The 14,332-nt window shown below is 71.1% G+C and carries 13 protein-coding genes; 3 read left to right on the plus strand and 10 right to left on the minus strand.

The genetic code is table 11. From position 1 onward, the window contains the following. Nucleotides 1-11: 11 nt before the first annotated feature. Nucleotides 12-917, plus strand: coding sequence for a MerR family transcriptional regulator (locus ACH4FH_RS08090; protein WP_398555209.1), 906 nt, complete (start codon nt 12-14; stop codon nt 915-917). 68 nt (nt 918-985) lie between these two features. Here ACH4FH_RS08090 and ACH4FH_RS08095 read toward each other — a convergent pair whose 3' ends face one another. The 3 genes from ACH4FH_RS08095 to ACH4FH_RS08105 all read right to left on the minus strand — a co-directional run bounded on the left by ACH4FH_RS08095 (nt 986) and on the right by ACH4FH_RS08105 (nt 3,015). Beyond that, nucleotides 986-1,759 (minus strand): SAM-dependent methyltransferase, encoded by a 774-nt coding sequence (locus ACH4FH_RS08095; protein ID WP_398555210.1) that lies wholly within the window; start codon nt 1,757-1,759, stop codon nt 986-988. Nucleotides 1,760-1,869: 110 nt separating this feature from the next. Further along, nucleotides 1,870-2,145, minus strand: coding sequence for a DUF397 domain-containing protein (locus ACH4FH_RS08100; protein ID WP_393891583.1), 276 nt, complete (start codon nt 2,143-2,145; stop codon nt 1,870-1,872). Between the two features lie 3 nt (nt 2,146-2,148). Beyond that, complete coding sequence (locus ACH4FH_RS08105; protein WP_398554921.1) at nt 2,149-3,015, minus strand: helix-turn-helix domain-containing protein; 867 nt, start codon at nt 3,013-3,015, stop codon at nt 2,149-2,151. Between the two features lie 136 nt (nt 3,016-3,151). On the opposite strand from ACH4FH_RS08105, the gene ACH4FH_RS08110 reads away from it, so the two are divergent. Then, nucleotides 3,152-3,613, plus strand: a complete 462-nt coding sequence (locus tag ACH4FH_RS08110) for an ATP-binding protein (RefSeq protein ID WP_398554922.1) — start codon at nt 3,152-3,154, stop codon at nt 3,611-3,613. A 386-nt stretch (nt 3,614-3,999) separates the two neighbouring features. Here ACH4FH_RS08110 and ACH4FH_RS08115 read toward each other — a convergent pair whose 3' ends face one another. Then, nucleotides 4,000-4,800: an SGNH/GDSL hydrolase family protein gene (locus ACH4FH_RS08115; protein WP_398554923.1), complete on the minus strand. Its 801-nt coding sequence runs from the start codon at nt 4,798-4,800 to the stop codon at nt 4,000-4,002. Between the two features lie 273 nt (nt 4,801-5,073). Here ACH4FH_RS08115 and ACH4FH_RS08120 point away from each other — a divergent pair, with 273 nt between their 5' ends. Continuing rightward, nucleotides 5,074-5,883, plus strand: coding sequence for a tyrosine-protein phosphatase (locus ACH4FH_RS08120; RefSeq protein WP_398554924.1), 810 nt, complete (start codon nt 5,074-5,076; stop codon nt 5,881-5,883). Nucleotides 5,884-5,955: 72 nt separating this feature from the next. On the opposite strand, the gene ACH4FH_RS08125 is transcribed toward ACH4FH_RS08120, so the two are convergent. The 6 genes from ACH4FH_RS08125 to shc form a co-directional block, all read right to left on the minus strand. Beyond that, on the minus strand, nt 5,956-7,152 hold the full coding sequence (locus tag ACH4FH_RS08125) for a serpin family protein (protein WP_398554925.1): 1,197 nt from the start codon (nt 7,150-7,152) through the stop codon (nt 5,956-5,958). A gap of 19 nt (nt 7,153-7,171) precedes the next feature. Then, nucleotides 7,172-8,554, minus strand: a complete 1,383-nt coding sequence (locus tag ACH4FH_RS08130) for an aspartate aminotransferase family protein (RefSeq protein ID WP_398554926.1) — start codon at nt 8,552-8,554, stop codon at nt 7,172-7,174. Beyond that, nucleotides 8,551-10,458, minus strand: coding sequence for a 1-deoxy-D-xylulose-5-phosphate synthase (gene dxs, locus ACH4FH_RS08135; protein ID WP_398554927.1), 1,908 nt, complete (start codon nt 10,456-10,458; stop codon nt 8,551-8,553). The genes ACH4FH_RS08130 and dxs overlap by 4 nt, the downstream gene beginning before the upstream one ends. Before the next feature lie 143 nt (nt 10,459-10,601). Further along, nucleotides 10,602-11,624, minus strand: coding sequence for an adenosyl-hopene transferase HpnH (gene hpnH / locus ACH4FH_RS08140; protein ID WP_398554928.1), 1,023 nt, complete (start codon nt 11,622-11,624; stop codon nt 10,602-10,604). Nucleotides 11,625-11,629: 5 nt separating this feature from the next. Continuing rightward, nucleotides 11,630-12,286, minus strand: coding sequence for a 1-hydroxy-2-methyl-2-butenyl 4-diphosphate reductase (locus ACH4FH_RS08145; protein ID WP_398554929.1), 657 nt, complete (start codon nt 12,284-12,286; stop codon nt 11,630-11,632). Beyond that, nucleotides 12,286-14,319 (minus strand): squalene--hopene cyclase, encoded by a 2,034-nt coding sequence (gene shc, locus ACH4FH_RS08150; protein ID WP_398554930.1) that lies wholly within the window; start codon nt 14,317-14,319, stop codon nt 12,286-12,288. Before shc ends, ACH4FH_RS08145 begins: the two co-directional genes overlap by 1 nt. Between the last annotated feature and the right edge of the window lie 13 nt (nt 14,320-14,332).

The following is a 14,332-nucleotide window of genomic DNA, read 5'->3' on the forward strand; positions in this document are numbered from 1 at the left end:
CCGTTGACCGCATGTGGAGCATCGGGGAACTCGCCGAGCAGGCGGGTGTCACCGTCAAGACGGTCCGTTTCTACTCCGACCGCGGTCTGCTGCCCGAAGCCGCCCGCAGCGCCGGTGGCCACCGCAGGTACGGCCCCGAGGCACTCGACCGACTCCGCATGATCCGCTCCCTGCGGACCCTCGACCTGCCCGTCCCGGACGTGGGTCGCATCCTCGACCAGGAAGGCGCGCTGGAAGACGCCATCGCGGGGCAACTGCGGGAACTCGGCACGCGGATGGCGGCCCTGCGGTGGCGGGAGGCCGCCCTGCACCTCCTCCAGGACTGCGCACCCGAGGAGCGCACCGACCGGCTGCGCCTCATCGGCGGCATGTCCACTCCCCCCAGCACGGCCGCGCTGGCGCGCTTCTGGAGGCAGTGGCTGCCCCCGCGACTCCCGGCCCGGCTGGCCTCCACGATCATCGAGCACGCGGTGCCCCAGCCCCCCGCGGACCCGACCCCGGCCCAGGTGTTGACCTTCGCCCAACTGCACGCCTTGGTCTCCGGTCCCTGCCACAGCGGCGGCGGGCAGCACCAGCCCGCGGCGCACCGGCGCGACGAGGGCTACCGCCCGGCCGTGCTCTACGACGGCCTCATCGAGGCGTACGCGCTGGCCTCGCCCCCACTGCGCACGCAGCGGCCGCCGCACGAGGGCGAGGCGCTCGACTGCTTCGTCTCCGCCTACGCCCACTCAGCCGGCACGCGCGACACCCCGGCGTTCCGCCGCCGGCTCAGCGGGGTGCTCGCCGCGGACCCGCGTATCGACCGCTACTGGCACCTCGCCGCCGAACTGTCCGACCCGTCGCAGCCGACCGCCGGCGCCGCCCACGACTGGCTCTGCGCGGCCCTGGACGCCCATGTCACCGAGCCTGCCGTCTGAGCCGGTGCGGCTTCGGGCCATGGCCGGCCGTTGCCGCCGTCCGTCGCGGCCGCCCCGTCGGCGGCCGGTCAGTCCTTGCGGCCCACCGCGCCGTAGAAGATGGTGTCGTTGAGTTCCTTCGCGCCGGGCACCTCGCCGTCCGGCCGCCACAGCGGTACCCGTACGACCCCCGGATCCAGCACCGTGAACGGGTCGAGGAGCGGCTCGATCTCGGCCTTCGACCGCAGGTTGAGGGTGGCGGTGGCGCTGCGGTAGACGTTCACCACGCCGTCGCGCGCCTGAACGTCGGTCCGCCCCGGGGCGTAGTTCTCGTAGGGCTCGCCGGTGGCGTGCGACAGGACGATGTGGCTGCCCGCGGGGAGGGCGTCGGCGAGGGTGGCGACGATGGCGACGGGGTCTTCGTCGTCCCGGATGAAGTGCAGGACGGCGACCAGCAGCAGCACCACCGGCTGATCGAAGTCGATCAGTTCGCGGACGACCGGGTGGTCGAGGATCGCCTTCGGGTCGCGGACGTCACCGAGCACGAATCCGGTGCGTTCGGTGTTGGTGAGCCGCGCCCCGGCGTGGGTGGCGACGATCGGGTCGTTGTCGACGTAGACCACGCAGGTGTCGGGCGCGACCTCGCGGGCCACCTCATGGGTGTTGGGCGAGGTCGGGATGCCGGTGCCGATGTCGATGATCTGGCGGATGCCGCCGCCGACCAGGGCACGCACGGCCCGCTGAAGGAAGGCGCGGTTGGCGCGGGCGCTGAGCCGTATCTGGGGGTGGACCTCGATGACGCGCTCAGCGGCCACCCGGTCGACCTCGTAGTTGTCCCAGCCGCCGAGGTAGTAGTCGTACATCCGGGCCGGGTGCGGCCGGCTGGTGTCGATGTCCTCCGCGGAGAACCCCGAGTGCTCCGGTTCCGGCGAGCCCTGCGGGCCGCGCGCCTCGGGGGCTATGTCCTGTTCGCTCACGCCGTCCTCCGTTCGGGGCGCCGACACGGCGCGGAGAGCAGGAAGTCGGCTTCTCCGGCCTTCGCGCCCTCGATGAAACTCACGATTTCGCGGTGGGTGTAGATCAGCGCCGGACCGTCCGGGTCGGTCGACTGCCGCAGCGCCACCCGGCCGTCACCCAGTCTCATGGCCTCGACGCACTCGCCGCCGTTCCCCCCGCTCCACGGCTTGTGCCAGCCGTCGTTGCCCAGTTCCTTGGCGGGCATGCCGTTGTAGATGCGTATGCGATCCATGGTTCAGATCTCCTTGCGAAAGCCACCCAGAAGGGCCTCGGTGGTGTGTGCCGGCGCGGCCTGCGCACACATCCGGTCCAGGGCCTCCAGAAACTGCGAGACGTCGTTGCGCTGGTCGAAGTACACGGCCCCGACGAGGCTTTCCGCGTACGCGATGTCCGGGAGCTCCGGGATCGGGAAACGGAAGAGGTGGAAGGGCCCGTACATGGCGGGGTGCGGGCCTGCGGCGAACGGCACGATCTGCAGCCGGACGTTGGGCAGGGCCGTGGCCTCCATCAGCCGGGTGATCTGGTCGCGCATCACCGAGGAGCCGCCGATGGGGCGCCGCAGGACGGTCTCGTCCATGACCACCCACAGCATCGGCGCGTTCTCGCGGGTGAGCAGGGCCTGCCGCTCCAGGCGCAGCGCCACGATGCGGTCGATGTCCGCGGCGGGAGCGTGCGGCATGCCGGCCCGCAGCACGGCGGCGGCGTAGTCCTCGGTCTGCAACAGGCCCGGTACGTAGTGGGGTTGGTAGGCCCGGATGAGATTGGCTTCGCTCTCCAGGCTGACGAACGCGCTGAACCACTCGGGCAGGACGTCCCGGAAGTTGTGCCACCAGCCGGGGCGGTTGGCCTCCCGCGCGAGGGACAGGAAACCCTCGATCTCGTCCTGGTCGCGGACGCCGTAGGTCGCCAACAGCTTCTCGACGTACGGAAGCTTGAGGCCTACCTCGGCCTTCTCCATGCGCCGAATCGTGGCGTGGGTGACATCGAGTGCCTCCGCGGCCCGTTCGAAGGACAGCCCCGCCTTTTCGCGCAGGTCCTGCAGTCGCTTCCCGAGCACCACCCGCAGGACGGTCGGCGCACCCGCCGACCGTGGATCCGCCACGTCCGATCTCCTCCAACCAGCTTCAGGAAACAGCAGTGTGTCATGTCGTCAGCAGCGGCGACAGACTGCATTTACGATTCTGCAAATTGCAGAATGATCCTTGCCATCGGCGACCAACATCGCACATAGTTGCGGAGTGGCTTCCTCCAACAACGCTTCTTCGTTAGGGCGCTGTGGCGGCTCCGTCGCCGAGCACCCCCAGGACGCGTTCCATCTCCCGGCGCGACGCACGTCCGTACCCGAGGCGCGCAGACGCGTCACGGCCCTGCTGCGCGCCTGGGGCGCCTGCCAACAGGTCCGTGACGACGTGGAGTTGGTGGTGTCGGAGCTGTTCACCAACGCGATACGGCACACCGACAGCGAGAAGGTCGGATGTGAACTGAGGCTGGCCGGCGCGCACATACGCATAGAGATCACAGACCAGGGCGGCGCGCAGGCGTCGGCGCCGCATGCCCAGCCCGGCAGCGTGGACAAGGAGTGCGGGCGCGGCCTCTTCCTCGTCGGCGCACTGTCCGACAGCTGGGGCACCCGGCACGACGCGGCCGGACCCGGCCGGGTCGTCTGGGCCGACCTGCCGTACACCTCCGCAGCACACTGAGGCCCCACCGCGCCGAGCTTGCGCCGGAGAACGCCCCCGCCACAAGCCGACGCCGCCAGGCGCAGCAGCAGTCACGCCCGGCACGAGCCGGAACGCCTCACGGCTCAGGACCGGCTCCGGACCCCCGGGTCCGCCTTGGTCCATCCGAACCCTGCGACGATCCCGTCGAAGCGCGGCACGAAGTCTTTGCCGAACAGGTCCGCCCAAGAGTCCGCAGGAAAGGCCCGGAACGCGCTGCAGCCGCTCGGCTGTGTGAGCGCGGCCGAGCGGCTGCCGGCTTCTCCTGCCACGTCGGAGAGCACGGGTTGCGACGACCGCCGGCAAGGCGCCGTCGCGGAAGTCGGGGCCTCCGTCATGGGGTCACGGCCTCATCGGCCGTGGCGGCGTTACAGCGGCAGCAGATCGGGCCGCTTGGGCTCCACATGATCGCCGGAGGACACGCCACGAAGCCGCCGCCCGATCCACGGCACGAGGCACTCCCGCGCCCAGTGGATGTTGTCGCGCCGTGCCGCTGCGGGCGACCGCTCCGCCTCCGGGGGCCAGGGCTGGTCCGGGTCGGCGGGCACCTGCAGGCCGAGCACCTGCCCCGCACGCAGGGCGACCCGGGTGTGACCGTCGGCGGACAGGTGCAGCCGGTCACCGCTCCACGCCCGCCGGTCCTGGACGGACTTCAGCGACCACAGGTCGAGGACCGGACTGTCGTGACGGTCCGCGATCGCGCGGACATGTGCCGTATAGGTCGCGATCTTGCCCCGCAGATGCTTGAGCACGGGGATGTCGCGGGTGTCGAAGCCGGTGCACAGCAGCACCGTGCCGACCGTCTCCCGCAGATCGGCGACCGCCGCCTCATAGCGCTCGGCCACCGCGTCGGGGTCCGAACCGGGCCGCAGGATGTCATTGCCGCCGGCACAGAACGTCACCAGGGCGGGAGCCAGCTCCTTCGCCCGGGGCACCTGCTCCTCGACGATCTGGTCGAGGAGCCGCCCCCGGACGGCGAGGTTCGCATAGCGGAAGTCCCCCTCGTTCCGCTGGTCCGACAGCAGGACCGCGAGCCGGTCCGCCCAACCGATGTACGCCCCGTCAGGCCCGGGATCCCCGACCCCCTCGGTAAAGCTGTCCCCGACGGCTGCGTACGACCCGATGGCGCCGTACGCGCCGTTGCTCATGTTCTTCGAATCGTCTGCCACGTCAGGACATACTTCACCCAAAGAAGTGACTTACGCCACCGTAACCAGGGGTTGACGTGGGGTGATTAATACCACCCGGTCAAATTCTCCTCAAGTCGGAATATCGATCGATCAGTGGGTGCCCATCGATCGGGCTGAAATCTGTCGTGCCGCGACGACGCGTCGCATTTCGCGCGCATGGTGTCCTGATTGCCTATTGCATGAATGTCGTATCGTCGAAGTTGCCCCGCCTCGTCGACGAGCAGCGTCGGCGGCCGACCCCGAGGAGCGCCCGTGACGCAGCAGACGCCGCAGGTCCCGTCGACCGAGACCGAACTCACGGAGGTGCGCAACTTCCGCGACGTGGGCGGGCTCCCGACCAAGGACGGGCGTCGCATCCGCGAGGGCCGGCTGTTCCGCAGCGGCCACCTCGCACACGCCACGCAGGAGGACGCCGCGTTTCTCGCCGGCCTCGGGCTGCACACCGTCTTCGACTTCCGCAACGCCGCGGACATCAAGCTGGAGGGCCCGGACGTCGCCCTCCCCGGCGTGCGAAACGTGAACATTCCGCTGACGGATCCCGCCGACGGCGCCGAATTCTGGACGATGGTGCGCGACGGCGAGCTGGACCAGCTGCGGACCGCGCTAGGTGACGGCAAGGCCGCGGCGCGCATGGCGCAGACCTACCGCCACATCATCACCACCCGCACCGAGGACCACAGTCGGCTGCTGCACTCCCTCTCCGAGGACAGCGTGCCGGCCCTGATGCACTGCGCCGCCGGCAAGGACCGCGCCGGCCTGTCGGTCGCCGTGACGCTGCTGGCGGTCGGCGTGGAGCGGGACGCCATCGAGGCGGACTACCTCAAGTCCAACGACCCCCACCGCCGCTACAAGATCCGTCGATCCGACTCCTCCGCGGTCGGGATGTCCCCGGAGGTCATGGAGCTGCTCTCGCCGCTCTTCGGGGCGCACACCGACTACCTGGCGGCCGCCTTCGACGCGATCCACCAGACCTGGGGCTCCACGGAGAAGTACCTCACCGACGGTCTGAAGCTGACGACCACGACGCGCGACCGGCTGCGTGCCCAGCTGCTGACCGACTGACCCGGTGCCCCGGTGACCTCCTGACCGCTGAGCTGCGCGCCGAGGGCCGGGGGGACGAGGGAGTCCGGCCCGTCACCCTGTAGCCGCGCGCCACAGCCACGGGTCGGGGTCCGTCACCCATCCCGCGACGAGCACCAGCCCTGACGCCCGGTGCACCGCGAGGAAACCGAAGGGTCTGTCGTAGCGGGCCGACACGTGCAGCGCCCGGTACGGCGGAGTCCGCGGCACCGACCCCGCGGCTGCGGGCAGCACCGTGACGGCCGCCGCCCGGAAGCCGAGCGGGCCGAAGGTCGCCGTCGCGGTCTGCCGTGCGGCCGACACCGCCAGCGGCTGCTCGCTGATCCCGGGGAAGTGTCCCCGGGAGGTGTCGGAGGCGGCGCCGAGCCCGAAGAGCCCCGCCCGCTGCAGCAGATCGTGTTCCGCGTCGACGGTGAAGCGGGCGGCGGTCAGCTGCACCCGCGCCTCGCCGTTCTCGCTCGGTACGGTCCGCACGCTCAGCCCCGGCCCGGCCCCTTCGGTCAGCCTCGCCCCGGACACCGTCGGATACGACCCGGCCAGCGCTGCCACACCATGGGACAGGACCGCACCGCCCGGCATGTCCTGGGGCCCGAGCAGGAGATGCACGTCCAGACCGTTGTCCCCCGCGACCTCCGCCGCGGTCAGCGGGCCGGCCGGCGTGCTGTGGACGCGCACCTGCCCGGCGTTCGTGCCGGAACGGCTCAGGCCCGTCAACTCCCGCCCTGCCCACGGCCCTTCGGCCACCCGGAGCGGATACGCGCCGAACGGCTCCTGCCAGGTCGTCCGCACCAGCAGCGCGCTCGCCAGCACCAGCAGCGTGTCCGGTTCGACGCGGACCGGCATCCGCTCGATCAGCCCGCCGGTGTGCCGCCGCGCCCACGCGTGCATCGCTTCCGCGTCCGCGCCGGCATCCCCGGTCAGCTCGCCGTGCGAGCCCGGCGGCAGTCCGGCCCGCCATTCCGGGCGCAGCACCATCGACCGTCGGGTCCAGAGCCCCACCGCGGCGTTGACGCCCTCCGCCTCCTGACACGCGGCCAGCAGGTCGCGGCCTTCGCGTACGGCGTGCTCGGCGTCGATGCCGAGCGCGGCGGCGAGTTCGGCGCGGGCCGGTCCGGCCGCCGCTCCCGCGAGCAGGGCCTGCAACGGCCACACTCCGGTCGCCGTCAGAACGGTGCCGCGCTCCCCCACCGCCGCTCGCGCCCAGCGCCCCGTGATGTCGTTGACGGCGCGCGCCGTCGTCGCGGCGACCATCCGTTCCCCCGCAGCCTCGTCACCGGTTGGCGACCGCCTGCTTGACCAGCGTCCGCCCGAAGTCCCACATCAGGCCGCCGCCACCGTGGGCGTCGTCCATGACGGCGGTGAACGCCTCGACGAACCGGTCCACTTCACGCTCACCGATGGTCAGCGGCGGGATCAGCTTAATGACCTCCAGATGGTCTCCGGAGACCTGGGTCAGGATGCGGTGCCGCTGGAGCAGCGGCACCACGACCATCTGCGCGAACAGGCCCTTGCGGGCCGCCTGCAGCATCGTCCAGCGGCTGCGCAGGCCCAGCGAGGAGGGCCGGCCGAACTCGATGCCGACCATCAGGCCGCGGCCTCGGACATCGTGCAGCAGCTCGTACGTGTCGGTGAGGGCCGCCAGGCGGGTGCGCAGCAGGTCGCCGGTGTGCCGGGCGTTGGCGACGATCTCCTCGTCCTCCATGACGCTGAGCACCGCGAGACCGGCCGCCATCGCCTGGGCGTTGGAGCCGAAGCTGGCGGAGTGCACCAGGACCCGGTCCATGGACGAGTAGACCTTCTTGAAGATCCAGTCCTTGCCGAGCGTCGCGCTGACCGGGACGTAGCCACCGGACAGCGCCTTCGCCACGCACACCAGGTCCGGTTCGACCCCGTCCTCGTGCTGGTAGGCGAAGAAGTCGCCGGTGCGGCCGAGGCCGGTCTGCACCTCGTCGGCGATCAGCAGGCCCTTGTACCGGTGCAGCAGCTCCTGGGCGGCGCGCAGGTATCCGGGCGGCGCGGGCAGCACGCCCTTGCCCTGGATCGGCTCGACGATCAGCGCCGCCACATCGCCGCGCTTGATCTCCCGCTCCAACGCCTCCAGGTCACCCATCTCCACGGCGGTGTCGGGCAGCAGCGGTGCGAAGCCGTCGCGGAAGCCGTCCTCGCCGTTGACGGAGAGCGAGCCGGTGGTCAGGCCGTGGAAGGCGTGGGTGCAGTACAGAACGCGCGGTCTGCCCGTCGCGAAGCGGGCGAACTTCAGGGCGGTCTCCACCGCTTCGGTCCCGCTGTTGCCGAAGAAGACCCGGTCGAGGTGGGGCGCGTAGGACAGCAGCTTCTCGGCGAGCAGGCCGGGCAGCGGCTGGCAGTCGAAGCGGGTGAGGTCGGCCAGGCCGGCGTCCAGCACATCGTGCAGGGCCTGCCGGACGACCGGGTGGTGCCGCCCCAGGCCCATCACGCCGAAGCCCGCGAGCATGTCGAGGTAGTCCTGGCCGTCGGTGTCCCAGAAGTAGGCGCCCTCGCCCCGCTCGTAGACCTTGTCGAAGCCGATGGTGTGCAGCATGCGGGGCAGTTGGTGGTTGAGGTGGCGGGCATGCAGGTCGTAGCGCTCGCCGCCGCGCGCGGCGAGCAGCTCCGCGAGGTCGAATCCGGTCACGGCTGTTTCTCCTTAGGGGCCGGCACGACGCTCATCCGGTTCAGGGCCGGTACGGCGCCGATCCGGGCGGCGATCTCGGCCGGGGTCAGCCCGATGTCGGCCAGCAGTTCGCCGCGCTTGCCGTGCGCAAGGAACTGCTCGGGGATGCCGAAGGTGCGCAGCGGCACATCCAGCTCGGCGTCGCGCAGCGCACTGCCGACGGCTGAACCCACGCCGCCGTTGCGGCTGTTGTCCTCCACGACGGCCACCATGGTGTGCGCGGCGGCGAGTTGGGGGATCGCGGGGTCCACCGGCTTGACCCAGCGCGGGTCGATGACCGTCGCGCCGATGCCGCGCGCCGCCAGCAGTTCGGCGACGTCGAGGCAGACCGGCGCCATCACGCCGACGGCGACCAGCAGCACGTCCGGCCGGTCGGCGCGGCGCAGGACATCGACACCGCCGATCCGCTCCACCGCCGCGATGGGCTCGCCCACCGACTCCTTGGGGAACCGGATGACGGTCGGCGCGTCGTCGATGTCCAGGGATTCCCGCAGCTCGGCGCGGAGTTGCTCGGCGTCACGGGGTGCGGCGATCCGCAGCCCGGGGACGACGCCGAGCATCGACATGTCCCACATGCCGTTGTGGGAGGCGCCGTCGGTGCCGGTGACCCCGGCCCGGTCCAGGACGAAGGTGACGCCGCACCGGTGCAGCGCGACGTCCATCAGGACCTGGTCGAAGGCGCGGTTGAGGAAGGTGGCGTAGACCGCGACGACCGGGTGCAGCCCGCCGGTGGCCAGCCCCGCCGCGGACACCGCGGCGTGCTGTTCGGCGATACCGACGTCCCACACCCGGTCCGGATACGCCGCGGCGAACTTCCCCAGTCCGACCGGCTGCAGCATCGCGGCCGTCAGTGCGACGACGTCCGCACGCTCGGCACCGATACGGACCATCTCTTCACCGAAGACGGAGGTCCAGGTAGGTGCCGCGGGCGGCGCGACGGGCTCGCAGGTCAGCGGGTCCATCTTGCCGACGGTGTGGAAGCGGTCCGCCTCGTCCTCCAGGGCCGGGCGGTAGCCGCGGCCCTTCTCGGTCAGGCAGTGCACCAGCACCGGGCCGTGGAAGCCGGCCGCGCGGTGCAGCGCCGACTCGACGGCGGCGATGTCGTGGCCGTCGATCGGGCCGATGTACTTCAGGCCGAGGTCCTCGAACATGCCCTGCGGGGCGATGAAGTCCTTCAGCCCCTTCTTGGCGCCGTGCAGGCTTCCGTAGAGCGGCTTGCCGACGACCGGGGTGCGCTCCAGGATGTCCTTCCCGCGGGCCAGGAATCGCTCGTAGCCGTCGGTGGTGCGCAGCGTGGCGAGGTGGTCGGCGAGGCCGCCGATGGTCGGCGCGTAGGAGCGCTCGTTGTCGTTGACGACGATGACGAGCGGGCGGTCCTTGGCGACGGCGATGTTGTTCAGCGCCTCCCAGGCCATCCCGCCGGTCAGCGCACCGTCACCGATCACCGCGACGACATGGTCGTCCTTGCCCCGCACCTGATTGGCCTTGGCCAGACCGTCGGCCCAGCCCAGCACCGTCGAGGCATGGCTGTTCTCGATGACGTCGTGCTCGGACTCCGCCCGCGACGGGTAGCCGGAAAGACCGCCCTTCGCCCGCAGCTTCGAGAAGTCCTGACGCCCCGTGAGCAGCTTGTGCACGTACGACTGGTGGCCGGTGTCGAAGAGAATGCGGTCGGCGGGCGAGTCGAAGACCCGGTGCAGGGCGATGGTCAGCTCGACCACACCCAGGTTGGGGCCCAGATGGCCGCCGGTACGCGCGACGGCGTGCACCAGGAACGTGCGGATCTCGTGGGCCAGTTCGTCCAGCCGGTCCGCCGCGAGCGCCTTGAGGTCACGCGGCTGCCGGATGTGCTCCAGCATCGTCATGGATCACTCCCCCTCTACTGGTTCAGCTGACGGCGGCGTCCCCGCACGGCCGGTGGCGAGGGCGGTCGCCGCCGCGCCGCCACCGGCCGGGCCGGGACGCCGGTGTGCCCGGCGCCACCGGGCCCACCTCGCTGCTCACCTCATCAGCGGTTTCCCCCGACGGTGTCCCGGGCGGCCCGCAGGGACTCCTTCAGGGAACCCATCGTGGCCAGGACGGCGGTGGGCTCGTAGCCGCAGTGCGCCATGCAGTTGGCGCAGCGGGGGTCCTTGCCGCGGCCGTACTTGCTCCAGTCCGTCTCCTCGATGAGTTCCTTGTACGTCGGGACGTACCCGTCGCTCATCAGGTAGCAGGGGCGCTGCCAGCCGAAGAGCGAGTAGTTGGGAATCGCCCAGGCCGTGCACGGGAAGTCCGCCTTGCCCTCCAGGAAGTCGAGGAACAGCGGGCTGTGGTTGAGCCGCCAGCGGCGCCGGTTGCCGCCGGCGAACGCCTTCTTGAACAGCTCCCGGGTCTGCTCGACGCCCAGGAAGTGTTCCTGGTCGGGGGCCTTCTCGTAGGCGTAGGCGGGCGACAGCATCATTTCGTCGACCTGGAGATCGTCATTGAGGAAGTTGAGGACCTCGATGATGGTCTGCGGGGTGTCGGTGTTGAAGAAGGTGGAGTTCGTGGTGACCCGGAATCCACGCCGCTTGGCTTCCTTGATCGCCGCCACCGCCTCGTCGAAGACGCCTTCCTTCGCGACGGATTCGTCGTGCCGCTCACGCATTCCGTCGATGTGCACCGCGAATGCGAAATACGGCGACGGCGTGAACTTCTCCATCTTCTTGCGCAGCAGCATCGCGTTGGTGCACAGGAAGACATATTTCCGCTTGGCGACCAGCTGGCGGACGATCTCGTCGATCTGCGGGTGCATCAGCGGTTCGCCACCGGCGATGGACACCATCGGGGCGCCGGATTCCAGCACCGCGCCGACCGCCTGCGCCACCGGCATGCGCTGCTTCAGCACCCCCGCCGGGTGCTGGATCTTCCCACAGCCCTCGCAGGCGAGGTTGCACGCGAAGAGTGGTTCGAGTTCGACGATGAGCGGAAACTTCTCGCGCTTCCTGAGCACTTTCTGTTCAAAAAGGTAGGTCCCGACCCGGATGGTCTGGCGGAGCGGCATAGCCATCTAGCTCACCTCCTGGGGAGCAGCAAAGAACGGTGCCATTCGAAGAGAACAGGAAGAACGGAGCGCAGCACACGGAAGGCCGATATTCCACCGCGCACGGTGCCGATACGCATGAGTTCATGTTCTGGAGCGTCCACGACCACCCGGACGGCCGCAACCGGACGGATCCCGGAGCGCACCGCCGCGCGGAGCGTGGCGGCGGATTCCATGTCCACCGCGACGGCTCCCGCGGCGTGCAGCGCGGCCCGCTCGGCGCCGCGGACGACGTGGTCGGAGCCGCGCAGCAGTCCGGTGTGCACGGTCAGCCCACGCTGCCGCAGCGCATCGAGCAGCGGACCGTTGTCGCGGCAGAGCACCTCCGGGGCGTCCGGCCGGTGGTCGCGGGTGGACCCGGCGACGACGACGTCTCCGGGCCGCATGCCGGGGGCAAGACCGGCGCAGAACCCGCTGGCGACGACCGGTGAGTGCGCGGTGGCGGCGCCGTCGCGGAGCGCCTTCGTGACGGCGCGCTCCGCCGCCTGGGGCCCCATGCCGGTGCGGAGCGTGACCAGTTGCGGGCTCGCGCCGCCGCGATCGCCGCCCCGCAGCGCGAACCGCTCGATGCCGAGCGCGCAGGCGACCAGCAGCGGGGCGTCCGCGGCCGTCGGGGGGCGTCCCCGCATCAGGCCCCCAAGGGCGCACCGGCCGGTCCGCCGTTGACGTAGCGGCCCAGGGCCGTCAGCGGGAAGACCTGGCGGTACAGGTGATAGTTGATGGAGAAGTCCCAGGGGAAGCCGGTGCCGGTGAAGTACGGCTCGTCCCATGAGCCGTCCTCGCGCTGGGTGTCGGCCAGCCAGCGCACCCCGCGCCGTACGGCGTCGCTGTCCCGCTCGCCGGCCGCGAGCAGCGCCATCAGCGCCCACCCGGTCTGCGAGGCGGTCGAGGCGCCGCGCCCCGCCCACTCCTTGTCCTGGTAGGACCGCTGGTCCTCGCCCCATCCGCCGTCGTCGTTCTGGACGCGCCGGAGCCAGCCGACGGCCCGCCGGATCGCGGGGTGCGAGCCGGGGAGGCCGGCCGCGGCGAGGGCCGGCAGTACCGATCCCGTGCCGTAGAGGTAGTTGGTGCCCCAGCGGCCGAACCAGGCGCCGCTGGGCTCCTGCTCGGCCAGCAGCCAGGTGATCCCCCGCTGGGTGCGCGGGTCGTGCGCCCTTCCGACGTCGGCGAACATCTCGACGACATGGGCGGTGACATCGGCCGACGGCGGGTCGATGACCTCCCCGAAGTCGCAGAACGGCAGGCGGTCGGGCAACGGGCTGGTGTTGTCGGCGTCGAAGGCGCCCCAGGCTCCGTTCCTGGACTGCATGCCGAAGGTCCAGCGCACCGATCGACGGACCGCGGCCTCGACGCGCCGGGGGTCGGGATGCGCGACGCGGCGCAGCGCCAGCACCACCTCGGCGGTGTCGTCGATGTCCGGATAGTTGTCGTTCTCGAACTCGAACGCCCAGCCCCCGGGACGGAGGTGAGGACGGCGTACCTGCCAGTCACCGGGGCGGTCGATCTCCTCGGCCAGTATCCAGTCGGCGGCCTTGACCAACTGCGGGTGGTCGGGCGGCAGTCCGGCGTCGGCGAGCGCGATGGTGGCCAGGCAGGTGTCCCAGACCGGGGACTGGCATGCCTCGATCATCCGTACGGGCGCGCCCGAGTCGTCCTTGCGCCAGACGGTGAAGCGGTCCAGAGACTGCAGGCCGGTGCGCAGCACGGGGTGGTCGAGGTCGTAGCCCAGGAGGTGCAGGGCGATGACGGAGTAGACGGCGGGTGGCTGGATGCCGCCCCAGCAGCCGTCGTTCTCCTGCCGTTCGATGATCCAGCGGGCGGCGGCGCGCATCGCGGCGCCGCGCAGCTTGCGCACCGCGACCTTGCGGTAGAGGTGCAGCGCCTTGTCCAGGCGCTGGAAGACGCCGTCCCAGCTGGACGCCGGGGCGAGCGGCTGCGGCGGGTTGGGGCGGCGCGGGTCGGTGTGCAGCTCGTCGAGGGCGAACGGTGCCGGGCGCACCGGGCGCTTGGCCGAGACGATGGTCAGGGGCACGATCGTCTGCCGCGCCCAGCACCCGAAGTCGTAGATGTTGAGCGGGAACCACTTGGGGAAATAGATCAGTTCGGGCGGGAGCTCGGGGAGGTCGTCCCACCGCCACCAGCCGAAGAGGGCCAGCCAGATGCGGGTGAAGACCCGGGCGGCGGCGATCCCGCCGCGCTCGCGCACCCAGGCCGAGGCTCGGGCCATGTGCGGTGCGTCCGGTGCGTCCCCCGCGAGCCGCAGGGCCACGTAGGCCTCGATGGTCGTGGAGAGTTCGCCGGGCCCGCCGTAGAAGGTGGCCCAGGTGCCGTCCGCGCGCTGCTCGCCGCGGATGAAGCGGGCCGCCGCCTCGGTGAGCTCGGGGTCCTGGATACCCAGGAACTGACGGAGCAGCAGGTCCTCGGCGTCCATCGTCACATTGGTGTCGAGGTCGCCCTTCCACCATCCGGCGGAATCCTGCTGGGAGAGCAGGAACTCGGTGGCGCGGGCGGTCGCGCGCCGGGCGGCGGCCGCCGCGTCGCGTAAGGCCGTGTCGTGCGCCGCGGCGCCCAGGAGGTGTTCGGTTGTCTCAGCGGTGGCATCGCTGGCCGAGGGTGGCCGGGGCGGCAACGCCCCGGTGCTTCCGTCGGTCGTCGCTGTCATGGCTTCCCCTTCT

The sequence above is a fragment of the Streptomyces sp. NPDC017993 genome, from assembly GCF_044328065.1.
In the GTDB taxonomy this organism is placed as follows: Bacteria; Actinomycetota; Actinomycetes; order Streptomycetales; family Streptomycetaceae; genus Streptomyces.